10 protein-coding genes are annotated in these 14,651 nt (G+C 67.4%); 2 read left to right on the top strand and 8 right to left on the bottom strand.

Annotated features, from left to right (window positions below):
• Window positions 1-7: 7 nt before the first annotated feature.
• The gene (locus GJV26_RS25295) at window positions 8-757 is read left to right on the top strand and encodes a pseudouridine synthase (RefSeq protein ID WP_173346267.1); all 750 of its coding nucleotides are present in this window, start codon (window positions 8-10) and stop codon (window positions 755-757) included.
• Window positions 758-841: 84 nt separating this feature from the next.
• Window positions 842-1,738, top strand: a complete 897-nt coding sequence (locus tag GJV26_RS25290) for a PilZ domain-containing protein (protein WP_229419445.1) — start codon at window positions 842-844, stop codon at window positions 1,736-1,738.
• Between the two features lie 185 nt (window positions 1,739-1,923).
• On the opposite strand, the gene GJV26_RS25285 is transcribed toward GJV26_RS25290, so the two are convergent.
• The 8 genes from GJV26_RS25285 to smc all read right to left on the bottom strand — a co-directional run bounded on the left by GJV26_RS25285 (window position 1,924) and on the right by smc (window position 14,596).
• Entirely contained in the window at window positions 1,924-2,754 is an 831-nt protein-coding gene (locus GJV26_RS25285; RefSeq protein WP_155711392.1) for an aldo/keto reductase, read from the bottom strand.
• Window positions 2,751-3,458 (bottom strand): hypothetical protein, encoded by a 708-nt coding sequence (locus GJV26_RS25280; RefSeq protein WP_155711391.1) that lies wholly within the window; start codon window positions 3,456-3,458, stop codon window positions 2,751-2,753. Before GJV26_RS25280 ends, GJV26_RS25285 begins: the two co-directional genes overlap by 4 nt.
• Window positions 3,459-3,465: 7 nt before the next feature.
• Window positions 3,466-5,457: an OPT family oligopeptide transporter gene (locus GJV26_RS25275; protein WP_155711390.1), complete on the bottom strand. Its 1,992-nt coding sequence runs from the start codon at window positions 5,455-5,457 to the stop codon at window positions 3,466-3,468.
• A gap of 230 nt (window positions 5,458-5,687) precedes the next feature.
• On the bottom strand, window positions 5,688-6,224 hold the full coding sequence (def, locus tag GJV26_RS25270; protein ID WP_155711389.1) for a peptide deformylase: 537 nt from the start codon (window positions 6,222-6,224) through the stop codon (window positions 5,688-5,690).
• Window positions 6,221-7,105, bottom strand: coding sequence for a UTP--glucose-1-phosphate uridylyltransferase GalU (gene galU / locus GJV26_RS25265; protein WP_155711388.1), 885 nt, complete (start codon window positions 7,103-7,105; stop codon window positions 6,221-6,223). The genes def and galU overlap by 4 nt, the downstream gene beginning before the upstream one ends.
• Window positions 7,106-7,291: 186 nt before the next feature.
• The gene (gene ligA, locus GJV26_RS25260; protein WP_155711387.1) at window positions 7,292-9,649 is read right to left on the bottom strand and encodes an NAD-dependent DNA ligase LigA; all 2,358 of its coding nucleotides are present in this window, start codon (window positions 9,647-9,649) and stop codon (window positions 7,292-7,294) included.
• A gap of 10 nt (window positions 9,650-9,659) precedes the next feature.
• Complete coding sequence (locus GJV26_RS25255) at window positions 9,660-11,063, bottom strand: cell division protein ZipA C-terminal FtsZ-binding domain-containing protein (protein ID WP_155711386.1); 1,404 nt, start codon at window positions 11,061-11,063, stop codon at window positions 9,660-9,662.
• Window positions 11,060-14,596: a chromosome segregation protein SMC gene (smc, locus tag GJV26_RS25250; RefSeq protein WP_189441810.1), complete on the bottom strand. Its 3,537-nt coding sequence runs from the start codon at window positions 14,594-14,596 to the stop codon at window positions 11,060-11,062. Before smc ends, GJV26_RS25255 begins: the two co-directional genes overlap by 4 nt.
• Window positions 14,597-14,651: the final 55 nt, after the last annotated feature.

The following is a 14,651-nucleotide window of genomic DNA, read 5'->3' as shown; positions in this document are numbered from 1 at the left end:
TTCTGTAATGTCTGAAGAACTTTTGCGTTTATCGAAACGCATGTCCGAACTGGGGTTGTGCTCGCGCCGCGAAGCCGACGAATGGATTGCCAAGGGCTGGGTGCGCGTGGACGGCCAGGTCGTGTCCGAACTGGGCGTGAAAGTCTACCCGAGCCAGAAAGTCACCGTGGAGCGGCAGGCCGCCGCCGAGCAGAGCAAGCGCGTGACGATCCTGATCAACAAGCCGATGGGCTATGTCAGCGGCCAGGCCGAGGATGGCTATACCCCCGCCGTGGCGCTGATCAAGCCGGAAAACCGCTGGCCGGACGATCCGTCCCCCGAGCAGTTCCACCCCACGCAGCTGCGCAGCCTCGTGCCGGCCGGCCGCCTGGACATCGATTCGGTGGGCCTGCTGGTGCTCACGCAGGACGGCCGCGTGGCCAAGCACCTGATCGGCCAGGACACCGATATCGACAAGGAATACCTGGTACGCGTGGAATACACCAAGCCGGGCACGTTGCCGGACACGGAATTGCGCAAGTTGAACCACGGCCTGTGGATGGATGGCAAGCCCCTGCTGCCGGCCAAGGTGCGCTGGCAAAACGAGGACCAGCTGTCCTTCACCCTGCGCGAAGGCAAGAAGCGCCAGATCCGCCGCATGTGCGACATGGTGGGCCTGAAAGTGGTGGGCCTGAAGCGCGTGCGCATCGGCAAGGTCAAGCTGGGCGACCTGCCGGTGGGCCAGTGGCGCTACCTTGCACCGGATGAGCGGTTTTAGCGACAGGGACTAGCCATACGGCAATAAAGTTGTCTGCGATTAAAAGATTACTGGTATCCTTGACGCAGATCAGCCTATTACGCCATGACTTCGACTACCAAACACCTTCGCTGGCTGGATTCGCCGGCCGTGCGCCGCTTCAGCGCGCAATTGCGGCCGAAATGGACCGCGCTGCAGGTATTCCGCGGCAGCGCGAAAGGCTATGTCAAGACGGAGGCGGCCGGCTCGCCATCCGCCGGCGGCCATCCGCAACGCAGGGCCGAACCTTGCGCCGCGGAGATCGTCGCGCGGATTCCCCTTAACGCCCAGCCGCACGAGATCGCCGATCCGCTGGCGATCCGTGAATCGCTGCAGATGCTGGCCGACCGCGGCGAGGCGGTGACGATCTACCCTGCCGGTGCGATCGAACCGGTACTGGCCTGCATTCTTTCCGTGCACGAGACGGAGCCGGAGTTCACGCTGCTGCTCAACGAGGGCAGCACTCTGCCGGCAGGCAGCTGCACGTTCGTCACGCGGCTCGATTCGGCCCGGTTCCAGTTCGAACTCACGGACGACCGGGCAGCGCTGCCCGGCGCGCCCGCACGCGTGCGGGTGGCGTTTCCATCCCATGGCCTGGTGCTGAACCGGCGCGCCACGGCGCGCCTGGAAACCCCGCTGGCCGGCAACTACACCGCTTCGTTCGTGCTGTTCGGCACCCCGTACGAGCTGCAGCTGTACGACGTGGCCACCGGCGGCATCGGCATGCGCTGCGCGCCGCGCGATTCGCCAGGCCTGCACATCGGCCGCAAGCTGCAGCGCGTGCGCCTGGAGCTGAACGAAACGGTGGTCATCTGCGACCTGGAAGTGCGGCTGTCGCGGCGCTTCCGCTCGTTCCTGCTGGGCGAGCAGGTGCAGATCGGCTGCCGCTTCGTCAACCTGTCGCCGCTGATGCAGGTCGCCGTCGAAAAGGCGATCGGCAAGATGACGCTGGGGCGGCGGTAGAATCCGCGACGAAAAACAGGACAGACCCGGGGGCAGGTGTCAGACACCATTTCCGGGCGCTTTATCCGGAAATGGTGTCTGACACCGGTTTTCTCATGGGCTGGCAACCGGCTGACGAAAACCGGTGTCCGACACCAGTGCCCGAATGCCTCCGGTCGAACGATACCGGCCGATCGGCTTCCAATCTAGAGAATATCCAGCGGCACCTTCCGCCGCGGCGGCGGGAATGCGCCGTCGAGCGCGGCCAGGTCTTCCGGCGTGAGCACGATATCGAGCGCGGCGCGGTTGGCGCGCACGTGGTCGGGGTGCACGGCTTTCGGGATCGCCGTCACGCCCTCCTGCGCGAACAGCCACGCCAGAGCGATCTGCGCCGGCGTGGCGCCGTGCCGCGCGGCGACCTGCGCCAGCACGGGGTCGCCGAACAGGCGCTGCTGCTCGCGCCGGCCGGATTCGAGCGGCGAATAGGCCATCACGGGAATGCCGCGCTCGCGGCACCACGGCAGCAGGCTGAACTCGACGCCGCGCCGGCGCAGGTTGTACATCACCTGGTTGGCGGCGATCGCGGTGCCGCCCGGGGCGCGCAGCGCTTCTTCCATGTCCGGCGTATCGAAGTTGCTGACGCCGTACGCGAGGATCTTGCCGGCCCGGCGCAGCGCTTCGAAGCCCTCCAGCGTTTCCGCCAGCGGCACCCCGCCGCGCCAGTGCAGCAGGTACAGGTCGATGCGGTCGGTGCCCAGCCGGCCCAGGCTGCGCTCGCAGGCGCGCTGCACTTCGGCGCGGCCGGCGTTGTGCGGGTAGACCTTGCTGACGAGGGTAACCGCGTCGCGCCGCCCCGCGATCGCCGCGCCCACGACACGCTCGGCGCCGCCTTCGCCGTACATCTCGGCCGTGTCGATCAGCGTGATGCCGAGATCCACGCCCAGTTGCAGCGCGCGCACCTCGTCGCTCGCGCGGGCGCTGTCTTCGCCCATGTACCACGTGCCCTGCCCCAGCCTGTGCCTGTCGATCGGATTCATATGCCGAATGCTTTCGCGGAAAGTGTGTAAGTGAATGCAAACATGAACAGCACGAAGAACAGCAGCAGCGCCAGCGTGACGAACCCGCCGGTCCGGCGCGGCACGACCTTCGGCAGCCACGTGGCAAAGGCGTCGAACGCCATCGACAGCAGCATCAGCGCCAGCGGCGCCTGCCAGTACAGCAGCGCCGCCACGAGCCCCTGTTCCAGCGCGTTCCAGCCGATATACCCCTTCAGCACGATACCGGGCGCCACGAACGTGAACGCGGCCGCGGCCGCGTGCATTGCCATCTTGAACAGCAGGAACGCGCGCGGCGACGGCGGCGCATCGCGCAGCACGTTGCCGAAGAAGTAGTGTACATCGTTGCGCCCCCCGGCAGCGGCCAGCGCGGCGAGACCCAGCGCGAACGGTACGAGCGCACACAGCCACAGCACCAGCATCGATGCAGGCGCCAGCCAGGAAACGTCGAGGAGGATGGCCAGCGGCGGCGGTTCGCCCAGCGCGGCCACCCGCAGCATCGCCAGCACCTGCACTGCCAGCACGGCGGCCACGCACAGCTTCAGCACGAAGCCGGCACGGGGAATGAACATCAGGCCCTCGGCCACCACGAGGAACAGCACAGTGGCCAGCAGCAGGCGCCAGGGCGCGGCGCCGAGCAGCGCGATGGCCGCCGCGGCGCCTTGCAGGATGTCCTGGACCGTCATCGGGCCATTACACCTCGATCCTGCGGGCCGAATTGGCGGCCCAGCGGTACAGCGTGACGAGGATCGCGGCGGCCACTGCCAGCGCAATCAGCATGCCGACCGATTCCTCGATACCGGCGCCGAACGCCAGCGGCTCGGCCTTGCCGGAGAGGACGATCAATGCCGCCAGCCCCACGTTGAACAGGCTCTCGCCGACGATGAAGCCGGACATCACGAGCACGCCCACGCGGGACGCCGCCTCGCCATAGCTCTTGCCGCGCAACGACTTCTCGAAGTAGTAGCCGGCCACCGCGCCCACCACCACCGGTGCCGTCACGGCCGAGGGCAGGTAGACGGCCAGGCCCACGCCCAGCGGCGGCAGGCTGTACTTGCCGTGGCTGGTTTTCTTCAGCACGAAATCGATCGCCACGAGGATCAGGCCGATGGCGGCGCCCCAGCCGATCAGGTGCCACGGCAGGTCGCCGCCGATCACGCCGCGTGCCAGCGTGGAGATCAGCGTGGCCTGCGGCGCGGCCAGCGGCTGGTCCGAGATCGCCTGGTTGTTCGGCGCGCCGGCAAAGCCGTACGCCTGGTTCAGCAGCTCCAGCACCGGCGGCACCACGCACGAACCGGCGAACACGCCGATGATCAGCGCGACCTGCTGCTTCCACGGCGTGGCGCCGACCAGCTGGCCGGTCTTCAGGTCCTGCAGGTTGTCGTTGCCGATCACGGCCACCGCCAGCACGACGGTGGTGACGAACAGTGCAAAGGCGATCAGTGCCTGCGTGGTTTCCGGCCCCATCACTTCGCGGCCCACGAAGCCGACCGACGTGGCGGCGCCGAGGATCGTCAGGATGGCGATGCCGGAGACCGGCGAGTTCGACGAACCGATCAGGCCCGCCATGTAGCCGCACACGGCCGCCGCCAGCAGGCCGGCCACCAGGATGTAGCCGATGCCGACCACCACCAGCGGCGTGGCGATCGACGCCAGCACGCCGCCTTCGAGGAAGGCCGACAGCAGCCAGCCGGCCGGCACCATCGCGATCAGCGTAACCAGGCCGACGATGAAGATCGGCATGTCGCGTTCCTCGCGCGGCACCGCGGCGCCACCATGCTTCGCCGCGCGCGAGGCGTCCAGTGCCGACTTCAGGCCGCCGAACACGGGCTTGGCCAGCGTGGCCAGCGTGACGATCGCCGCCGCGCCGATCGTGCCCGCGCCCATCATGCGCACCTGGGTGCTCCACACGCCGAGCGCGTGGTCGGCCACGGACGCGCCAGCCGCCATCGGCGTGAGCGACGTCAGCACCGGCACCAGGATGCCCCACGCGATGACCAGTCCGACCAGCATCGCGATGCCGACCGTGATGCCCATCAGGTGGCCGGCGCCGATCAGCGCCAGCGAGCTCGCCGCGCCCAGGCCCGTGGCGCCGCTGCCGGCGCCGAAGCGGAAGTAATGCGACACTTCGCCGGCGATCACCTTGGCGCCGGCCAGCAGCGCGAAGAACGCCGAGGCCAGCGTGCCCCAGATCACCGCCTTCAGGCCGGCCTTGCCTTCCTGCGCGCCGGCACGCGACTGGGTGCCCACCTTCAGCACCTCCGCGGCGGCCACGCCCTCCGGGTACGGCAGCTTCGATTGCGACACCAGCGCGCGGCGCAGCGGGATCGTGTACATCACGCCGAGCACGCCGCCGATCGCACAGGCGCCGAACGTGGGCCAGAACGGGATCTTGGCCCACCAGCCGATCATCAGCAGGCCCGGCAACACGAAGATCACCGACGCCAGCGTGCCGGCGGCGGAGGCGATCGTCTGCACGATATTGTTTTCCTGGATCGTCGCATCCTTGAACGCCGACAGCAGCGCCATCGAGATGACGGCGGCGGGGATCGACGTGGCGAACGTGAGGCCGACTTTCAGGCCGAGGTAGACTTGCGCGGCCGTGAAGACCAGCGTGATGAGGACGCCGAGGATGATCCCCCGCGCCGAAAATTCGAGTGGATTGGACGAAGAGGGTTGGCTCATCCTGGTTTCTCCCGGTGGCCCGGATTTGTGATCCAGGATTGTTATTGGGTATTCAATGCTGGGCGGGATATTACGACAGATTCATCGTGGCGCCAATGATCGATGGCGCATATTGAAATGCAGTGCTTACCGGTGCAGCGGCATCGCCGGGCTGCCCGGGACCATGGAGCTGCCGGTGTCGGACACCTTTTCCGGATAACCCACCCGGAAAAAGTGTCCGACACCATTGCTCAATCGTCGTCGTTCGGATCGAGCTCCGGGAACATCACGCTGGTAAAACCAAACTTGCTGAAATCCTCGATGCGGCTCGGGTACAGGATGCCATGCAGGTGATCCACTTCGTGCTGCACCACGCGCGCATGGAAATCCTCGGCGTCGCGCACGATCGGCCTGCCGTGCTGGTCGAAGCCTTCGTAGCGCAGCCGCACGTAGCGGGGCACGCTGCCGCGCAGGCCGGGTACCGACAGGCAGCCTTCGAAGCCTTCTTCCTTCTCTTCGGAGAGCGGCGTGAGCACCGGGTTGATCAGCACCGTTTCCGGCACCTGCGGCGCATCCGGGTAGCGCGCGTTGGACTTGAAGCCGAAGATCACCACCTGCAGGTTGACGCCGATCTGCGGGGCGGCGAGGCCGGCGCCGTTCGCGGCGTGCATCGTATCGAACATGTCGGCGATCAGCGCGTGCAGCGCGGGCGTGTCGAAGTCCCGCACGGGGTCGGCCTGCCGCAGCAGGCGCGGATCGCCCATCTTCAGGATGTCGCGGACGGTCATAGCAGCTCCTTCGTCTGCTTCACGAACTCGGCGAAGTCCGCGCCCGTTTCCGGGTGCTTCAGGCCCATCGCCACGGTGGCCTTCAGGTAGCCCAGCTTGGAGCCGCAGTCGTAGCGCTGGCCATCGTAGCGGAAGGCCAGCACGCGCTCGTGCTGCAGCAGCGCGGCGATGCCGTCCGTCAGCTGGATCTCGCCGCCGGCGCCCTTGCCCACCTGCTCGAGGAAATCGAAGATGCGCGCCGACAGCACGTAGCGGCCCACCACGGCCAGCGTCGACGGCGCCTTTTCGGGCGTCGGCTTCTCGACGATGCCGGAGACCAGTTCGAGCCGGTCGCGGTACGGGGTGGCGCTGACGATACCGTACTGGCGCGTGTTCTCGCGCGGCACTTCCTGCACCGCCAGCAGGCTGGCGCGCTCGAAGTCGTAGCGCTCGGTCATCTGCGCCAGCACGGGGCGCACGCCTTCCGGCGTGTCCATGAAGTCGTCCGCCAGCAGCACGGCGAACGGATCGTTGCCGACAACCGGCCGCGCGCACAGCACCGCGTGGCCCAGGCCCAGCGGCGCCGACTGGCGGATGTAGATGCAGTTGACGTTCTTCGGGATCACGTTCTGCACGAGTTCCAGCAATTGCTGCTTCTGCGCCGCTTCCAGCTCCGCCTCCAGCTCGTAGGCGGTGTCGAAGTGATCCTCGATCGCCCGCTTGTTGCGGCCGGTGATGAACACCAGGTCGGTGATGCCGGCCGCCACGGCCTCCTCGACCGCGTACTGGATCAACGGCTTGTCGACGATGGGCAGCATTTCCTTCGGCTGCGCCTTGGTGGCGGGAAGGAAGCGGCTGCCGAGGCCTGCGACGGGGAAGACGGCCTTGCGAATTTTATTCATCTGCTTGTTCTCGTTCAGAATGTTTCTTGACCAGGATGCTGTTGGAAACCGGTGCCTGCGACTGGCGCCGTCAACACGGTCAGCGCTGGATAACCGGTGCCTGACACCTTTTCCAGGTGATTCATCCGGAAAAGGTGTCAGGCACCGATGTTCGCATGCCAACCGTGAAATCGAGGCGCTGGCTGGTTACTTGCCCAGCAGCGACAGCAATCCCGCTTCGTCCAGGATCGTCACGCCCAGTTCCTCGGCTTTCGCGAGCTTGCTGCCGGCTTCGGCGCCGGCGACCACGTACGAAGTGCGCTTCGATACGGAGCCGGAGACCTTGCCGCCGGCCGCTTCGATCATCGCGCCGGCCTCGTCGCGGGACAGCGTGGGCAGCGTGCCGGTCAGCACGAACGACTTGCCGCTCATCGGGCCTTCGTCGGCGGCGGCCGCTTCCGGCAACTGCGCCAGCAGTTCCGTGCGCAACGCCGAAAGGTCCATCAGCACCTGCCGGTTCGCCTCGGACGCCATCCACTCGTCGAGCGACGCGCTCACGGTCGCCGGCAGGCCGAACGCGTTGAACACCTGCAGGAACGCCAGCGATTCCAGCGTCATGCCGTCCGCCAGCAACTGCTTCGCACGGGGCTCGGTCAATTTCGGGATGCCCAGCGCGGCGAGCAGCTTGACCTCGTCGAGCTTTTCCCGCAGCTGCGCCTTGGGCGGATGTTCGCCCTGCGGCGTGACGCCCGCGGCCAGCAGCGCATCGATGGCCTGCTGGTTCTTCTCTTCGGCAAAGAAGTCGGCGATCGACTCGGCCACGGTGCCGCCGATATCGGGCAGCACCCGCAGCAGCGCGGCCGGCGCGCGGCGCACCAGCTCGAACCTGCCCAGCCAGTCGGCCAGCGTTTTCCCGGTCGATTCGCCCACGTGCCGGATGCCCAGCGCGAACAGCAGGCGCTCCAGCGGCGGCTTCTTGCTGGCATCGATCGCGGCCAGCAGGTTGTCCGCCCACTTGGTGGGCACCTTGCCCTGCCGGACGGTTTCCGGCGTGGTGCCGTCGCGCTCGTCGGCGGCGCGCTTCATTTGCAGCAGGTCGTCCAGCGTGAGCCTGTACAGGTCCGCCACGCCGTGCACCAGGCTGCATTCGACCAGGCTGTCGATGTAGCGGTCGCCCAGGCCTTCGATATCCATCATGCGGCGGCCGGCGAAGTGACGGATCGCTTCCTTGCGCTGCGCGGCGCACGTGAGGCCGCCGGAACAGCGGGCTATTGCTTCTCCTTCTTCCCGCACCACGTGCGAACCGCACACGGGGCATGTATTGGGCAGAACATAGGCCGCCGGTTCGGGCGTCGGGCGCCTGTCCAGCACAACGGCCAGCACTTCGGGGATCACGTCGCCGGCGCGGCGCACGATGACGGTATCGCCCACGCGCACGTCCTTGCGGCGCACCTCATCCTCGTTGTGCAGCGTGGCGTTGGTGACGGTCACGCCGCCGACGAATACCGGCACGAGGCGCGCAACCGGCGTGATGGCGCCGGTGCGGCCCACCTGCACCTCGATCGCCTGCACCGTGGTCAACGCCTCCTCGGCCGCGAACTTGTGGGCCAGCGCGAAGCGCGGCGCGCGCGACCGGAAGCCCAGCGCCTGCTGGTCTTCGGTATTGTTCACCTTGTAGACCACGCCATCGATCTCGTAGGCCATGGCCGGCCGGGCCTTGCCCACCCGCGCGTAGAACTCCAGCAGGCCATCCTTGCCGCGCACCACGGCGCGTTCCTTCGCCACCGGCAGGCCCAGCTGCTCGTACCAGTCCAGCAGGCCGGCGTGGGTGGCCGGCATGTCCATGCCGGCCAGCTCGCCGATGCCGTACGCGAAGAAGCGCAGGTTGCGCTGCGCGGTGATGCGCGAATCGAGCTGGCGCAGCGCGCCCGCCGCGGCGTTGCGGGGATTGACGAATTCCTTCTGCCCGGCCGCGCGCTGACGTTCGTTCATCGCCGCGAAATCGGCCTTGAACATCAGCACTTCGCCGCGCACCTCGACAACTTCAGGGAGATCCTTTCCATGCAGGCGCAGCGGGATCGACTTGATCGTGCGGATATTCGCCGTCACATCCTCGCCGGTGTAGCCGTCGCCGCGCGTGGCGGCCTGCACGAACACGCCGTTCTCGTAGCGCAGGTTGATCGCCAGCCCGTCGAACTTCAGCTCGGCGGCATAGTCGACCTGCACGGCATCGAGGCCTTCGCGCACGCGGCGGTCGAAGTTCTCGATGTCGTCGTCGGTAAAGCCGTTGTTCAGCGACAGCATCGGCACCGCATGCGTGACGGCGGCGAACTGCCCCAGCGGCGCGGCGCCCACGCGCTGCGTTGGCGAATCGGACTGCGCCAGCTCGGGATGCCGCGCCTCGAGCTGCTGCAGCTCGACGAACAGCTTGTCGTATTCGGCGTCCGGAATCGTCGGCGCGTCGAGCACGTGATAGGCATGCAGGTGCCGGTTAAGTTCGGCGGTCAGCCAGGCGGCGCGCTCGGCCGGCCCATGCGGCGCCGGGCTTGATAACTCTTTGTTCATTGCTCGGGAATCAGTTGAACAGCCGCAGTGCGCGGGTGGAGCCGGCCGGGATGTCGGAAGCTTCCATGTCGGCATAGAATTCCTTGACCTGGCCGGCGATCTCGGCGATCGACGCGTCGGACAGCGGCTGGTTGTAGTCGTCGACGATGATCGCATCGAGGCGCTGCACCAGCGACCTGGCGCACGCGATCATCGTGCCGAAGCCGTCGCGCGCCGGCGCCACGCACGGCACGTCCAGCAGCAGTGTCAGGCGCGCGGTGGTTTCCTCCGCCGGCGACACGTTGGTGGACAGCGTGAACAGCTGGCCGCCTTCGCCGTCGCCCATCACGAAACGGCCGTCCGGGCGCAGGTCGTAGCCCTGCTTTTCCAGCGCGCCGACCAGCGTGGTCACATCCCATGGCGCGCCGTTGGCGGCCAGGTTCACGCCCAGCTGCGCATCGTGCGCGGCCACGAAGCGGTGCAGGTTCTTCGCCTCGGCCATCACCTCGATCATGTCCGGGATCTGCGGCTCGGCGCCGATTTCGTCGGCCACGCCGCGCAGGCGCGTCACCAGCTCGGAATATTCGAGTTCGTTCAACGCCGTGGTGCGGCTGGCCAGCTGCACGCCGCCCTGCACCTTCGTGTAGACGATGCCGTGGCGGATCGGTTCCCAGTCGCCGGAAACGGCCAGGCCGATGTAGTGCACCGGCTTGTTGCCGACCAGGCGCAGCTTTTGCAGCGCCGGCAGCAGCTTCTCGCCGCGCTGCGCCGTTTCCATGTCCAGCGGCAGCAGGCAGTCGATCAGCGGATCGACCAGCGACGTGGCCTGCTCGGCACGCAGTACCGCGGCATCGGCCACGGGGTTCGGTGCAGCCGCTTCCGGGGCCGGCGCGGCTGCGTGCGCGGCTGCGGCGGCGGGAGCGGGAGCGGGCGCGGGCACCGAAGCGGAGGCAACGGCGGGAGCAACGGCAACGACGGGCTCCGCGGAAACGGGCTCGCTCGTGAACTCGGGCGAGGCAGCCGCGGCAGCGGCCGGCACAGGTGTCGCCGCGGGCGCCGCGGCAATCGGCTCGTCGATCGTGAACTCGGGATGCTGCACGTCGTCCGCCACGACGCTCGGCGCCACGGTATCCTCGTGCGGCGGCCGGCCGTAGGCGCCGGAGCCGCCGTCGACGATCGGCACGTCGCCCAGCGTGAAGCTCGGTTCGGCGCGCGCCGCCGAGGTTCCATGGGCGGGCGCATGGGCAGGCCCGGGTTCCGCGGCGGCGGTGTCGAAGCCCGGCTCCTCGGTGCGCATCAGCACGTCGTCATGCTCGGACGCAAAGGCCCGCTCGACGCTTTTCTTGGCCTTGTGCTCCTGCCACTTGTTGTAGACGAATACGCCGGCAACGAAGACGCCGGCGGCTGCGATCAAACTGGTCTGAAAATCTGTCATGCTGCTTGTGCCTCGGTAGCGAAGTTGGCGGCGGCTTCCATATCCACCGCCACGATGCGCGATACGCCCTGCTCCTGCATCGTCACACCGATCAGTTGAGTGGCCATCTCCATCGCGATCTTGTTGTGCGAGATGAAGAGGAATTGGGTCTGGTCGGACATGCGTTTCACCATCCGGCAGAAACGTTCCGTGTTGGCGTCGTCCAGCGGTGCATCGACTTCGTCGAGCAGGCAGAACGGCGCCGGGTTCAGGCGGAACATCGAAAACACGAGGGCCGTCGCCGTCAGCGCCTTTTCGCCGCCGGACAGCAGGTGGATCGTCGCGTTCTTCTTGCCCGGCGGCTGGGCCATCACCTGCACGCCGGAGTCGAGGATCTCGTCGCCCGTCATGGTCAGTTTAGCCTGTCCGCCGCCGAACAGGATCGGGAACAGTTCGGAAAAGTGCCCGTTGACGCGATCGAAGGTCTCCTGCAACAGGTCGCGCGTTTCCTTGTCGATCTTCTGGATCGCATCCTCGAGCGTGTCGATGGCTTCCGTGAGATCGCGGTTTTGCGCGTCCAGGTAGTTCTTGCGCTCGGACGCCTGCGCCAGTTCGTCGAGCGCGGCCAGGTTGACGGCGCCCAGTGCGGCGATCGCATTGGACAGCCGCGTCACCTCGCCCTGCAGGTATTGCGCCTTCATGTCCGGCTGCAGCCGTGCCGCCAGCGCCGCTTCGTCGAACTGCGCGACGGCCTGCGCCTCGGCGAGCTGCTGCGCGAACTGTTCCTGGTTCAGCCGCGCGGCCTGTTCCTTCAGTTGCATTTCCATGATGCGGTCGCGTTGCGGCTGCAGGCTGCGCTCGTTGTTCGTGCGCGCTTCCTCGGCATGGCGCATCTGCTGCGAAACCTGGTCCAGCTCGTGCCGCGCATCGGCCAGCGCGCGTTCCTGCTGCGAGCGGCGGTCGAGCAGGTCCTGCAGGCCTTCGCTGGCGCTGCCCGCTTCGAGGCCGGCCAGTTCCTGCTCGCCGGCGCGCAGGCTGTCGGCCACCTGGGCGGCCTGCGTGGTGGCGGTGGCGATGTTGCGGCGCAGCTCGTCGATGCGATGGCGCGCGGATTTCTCGGCAAATTCCGCTTCCTGCGCGCGTCGCTCCAGGTCGCGCAGCGCCTCGCGGGCATCGGCCAGCCGGGCTTCGATGCGCAGGAACGCTTCCTGGCCCTCTTCGTGCGCGCCCTGCAGTTCGGCCAGTTCGTAGTCGAGCTGTTCGAATTTCTCTTCCGATTCGAGCTTCACCGCCATCTGTTCCGCTTCCTGCGCGGCGATCTCGGCGAGGTCGCTTTCGATCTGCGTGCTGCGCTGGGCGAAGCGCGCCTCGACTTCGGACAGCTTTACCACGTCGAGCTGCAGCGCGTGCACGGCCGTCGTCAGCGCCCCGTTGCGCTGGCGCAGTTCGGTTACCACGCGGGTGTGCTGCGCGAGGGCCGCTTCGGCGCGCACCGCGCGGGCGCGGGCCTCGTCGGCCAGCATCGCCTGGGCGCGCAGCTGCTTGGCGATGTTGTCGATTTCCTGCTGGCGGCCCAGCATGCCTTCCTGCTCGGAATCGGCGGCATGGAAGCGCACGCTGGACTGCGTGACCACGTGCCCCTGGCGCGTGACGAAGCAGGCGCCGGCCGGCAGGTGCACCCGGTTCGAGAAGGCCTGCGCCGTGTCCTCGGCCACGAAGACGTTGTGCAGCCAGTCCTGCAGCACGCCGCGCAGGCCGGGATCGTTCAGTTTCAGCAGGTCGAGCAGCGGTTTGAAGCCGACCGGCGCGGCCGCGGCCGGCGCGGCGGTCACGGGCGCGAACAGGGCCAGCTTGGCGGGCGGCGCATCGCCGAGGAAGTGCTTGGCCCAGTCGAGGTTCGATACCTGCAAGGCGCCGGCGCGCTCGCGCAGCACCGATTCCAGCGCCGGTTCCCAGCCCGGCTCGATGGCGAGCTTTTGCCACAGCCGCGGCAGCTCGTCCAGCCCGTGCTTCTGCAGCCACGGCGTGACCTTGCCCTGCGTCTGCACGCGCTCCTGCAACTGGCGCAGCGCGGTCAGGCGCGCATCGAGCTGCGCGCTGGTGGCGGTTTCGCCTTGCACGGCGGCCTGCGCGGCGCGGCGTTCCTCTTCCAGGCGCGGCTGCTGTTCGAGCGCCTCCTCGAGCTGCATGCCGGTTTCTTCCAGCGCCTGCTGCTTTTCTTGCAGTTGATAACGCAGGTTTTCCAGGTGCGCGGCATCCGGCATCGCCAGCCCGTTCCTTTCCTGCTGCAGCCGCTCGCGGCGCGCGACGAGGCCGGAGAGGATGTTCGAGGCATTTCTCTGGTGCGCCGATTCGAGTTCGAGCTGCTGCTGCGCGCCCATGATGCGGGCACGCGACTGCGTCGCTTTCTCCTGTGCCGTGCGCCATTCGCCCTCCAGCAGCGGCAGCAGTTCGCCCTTCTGCTCGGCCAGCATGCGCGATTCCTCGACCTTCGCGGCCAGCTCCTCGAGGTTGAATTCCGCTTCCTCGACCTGCCCGCCGTACTCGCTGGCCTGTTGCTGCCATTGATCGCGCTGCGCCGCCAGCGTGCCGAGCTGCTGCTGCAGGCGGGTGCGCGATTCGACCACGAACTTGATCTGCGCCTCGAGGCTGCCGATTTCGGCATTGGTCTGGTACAGGGCGCCCTGCGCGCTGTGCAGCCGGTCGCCGACGGCGAAGTGGGCCTGCCGCATCTGTTCCAGCGACAGTTCCACGCCGCGCAGTTGCGCCGTCTGCTGCTCCAGGTCCGTCTGCGCCTGCAGCACCTCGGCGAACCAGCGCGCCTGCTCGGCCTGCGCCTCGTTGCGGCGCAGCAGCCAGAGCAGCTTCTGCTTTTCGTCCTGGTCCGCCTGGAGCTGGTGGAAGCGGGTCGCGACCGCGGCCTGCCCCTCGAGTTTTTCCAGGTTGCCGTTCAGTTCGCGCAGGATGTCTTCCACGCGCAGCAGGTTGTCGCGCGTGTCGTGCAGCCGGTTTTCCGTTTCGCGCCGGCGCTCCTTGTACTTCGAGACGCCGGCGGCTTCCTCGAGGAATACGCGCAATTCTTCCGGACGGGATTCGATGATGCGGGCGATCATGCCCTGGCCGATGATCGCGTACGCGCGCGGACCGAGGCCGGTGCCGAGGAAGATATCCTGGATGTCGCGCCGGCGCACCGGCTGGCCGTTGATGTAGTAGGTGGAAGTGCCGTCGCGCGTGAGCGTGCGCTTGACGGCGATCTCGGCATACTGGCCCCACTGGCCGGACGCCTTGCCGTCATGGTTGTCGAACACCAGCTCGACGGATGCGCGGCCGGCCGGCTTGCGGTGCGTGGAACCGTTGAAGATCACATCCTGCATCGACTCGCCGCGCAGCTCGGATGCCTTCGATTCGCCCAGCACCCAGCGCACCGCATCGATGATGTTGGACTTGCCGCAGCCGTTCGGGCCCACCACACCTACCAGCTGCCCCGGCACCTGGAAATTGGTGGGATCGACGAACGACTTAAATCCCGACAATTTAATGGAAGATAGACGCACGTAGGTAAATGTTCTTCGCCCGGCAGGCTGGTTGCAGAGGTGGTTATCATACCAT

The sequence above is a fragment of the Pseudoduganella dura genome (assembly GCF_009727155.1).
Classification (GTDB): domain Bacteria; phylum Pseudomonadota; class Gammaproteobacteria; order Burkholderiales; family Burkholderiaceae_D; genus Rugamonas; species Rugamonas dura.
Note: the sequence above shows the minus strand (reverse complement) of the source record. Positions and strands in the feature narration are given on the sequence as shown.

Bases quoted from the DNA above. Each gene is read 5' to 3' on its own strand.
- GJV26_RS25295 (WP_173346267.1), top strand. From the start codon at position 8: ATGTCTGAAGAACTTTTGCGTTTATCGAAACGCATGTCCGAACTGGGG.
- GJV26_RS25290 (WP_229419445.1), top strand. From the start codon at position 842: ATGACTTCGACTACCAAACACCTTCGCTGGCTGGATTCGCCGGCCGTG.
- GJV26_RS25285 (WP_155711392.1), bottom strand. From the start codon at position 2,754: ATGAATCCGATCGACAGGCACAGGCTGGGGCAGGGCACGTGGTACATG.
- GJV26_RS25280 (WP_155711391.1), bottom strand. From the start codon at position 3,458: ATGACGGTCCAGGACATCCTGCAAGGCGCCGCGGCGGCCATCGCGCTG.
- GJV26_RS25275 (WP_155711390.1), bottom strand. From the start codon at position 5,457: ATGAGCCAACCCTCTTCGTCCAATCCACTCGAATTTTCGGCGCGGGGG.
- def (WP_155711389.1), bottom strand. From the start codon at position 6,224: ATGACCGTCCGCGACATCCTGAAGATGGGCGATCCGCGCCTGCTGCGG.
- galU (WP_155711388.1), bottom strand. From the start codon at position 7,105: ATGAATAAAATTCGCAAGGCCGTCTTCCCCGTCGCAGGCCTCGGCAGC.
- ligA (WP_155711387.1), bottom strand. From the start codon at position 9,649: ATGAACAAAGAGTTATCAAGCCCGGCGCCGCATGGGCCGGCCGAGCGC.
- GJV26_RS25255 (WP_155711386.1), bottom strand. From the start codon at position 11,063: ATGACAGATTTTCAGACCAGTTTGATCGCAGCCGCCGGCGTCTTCGTT.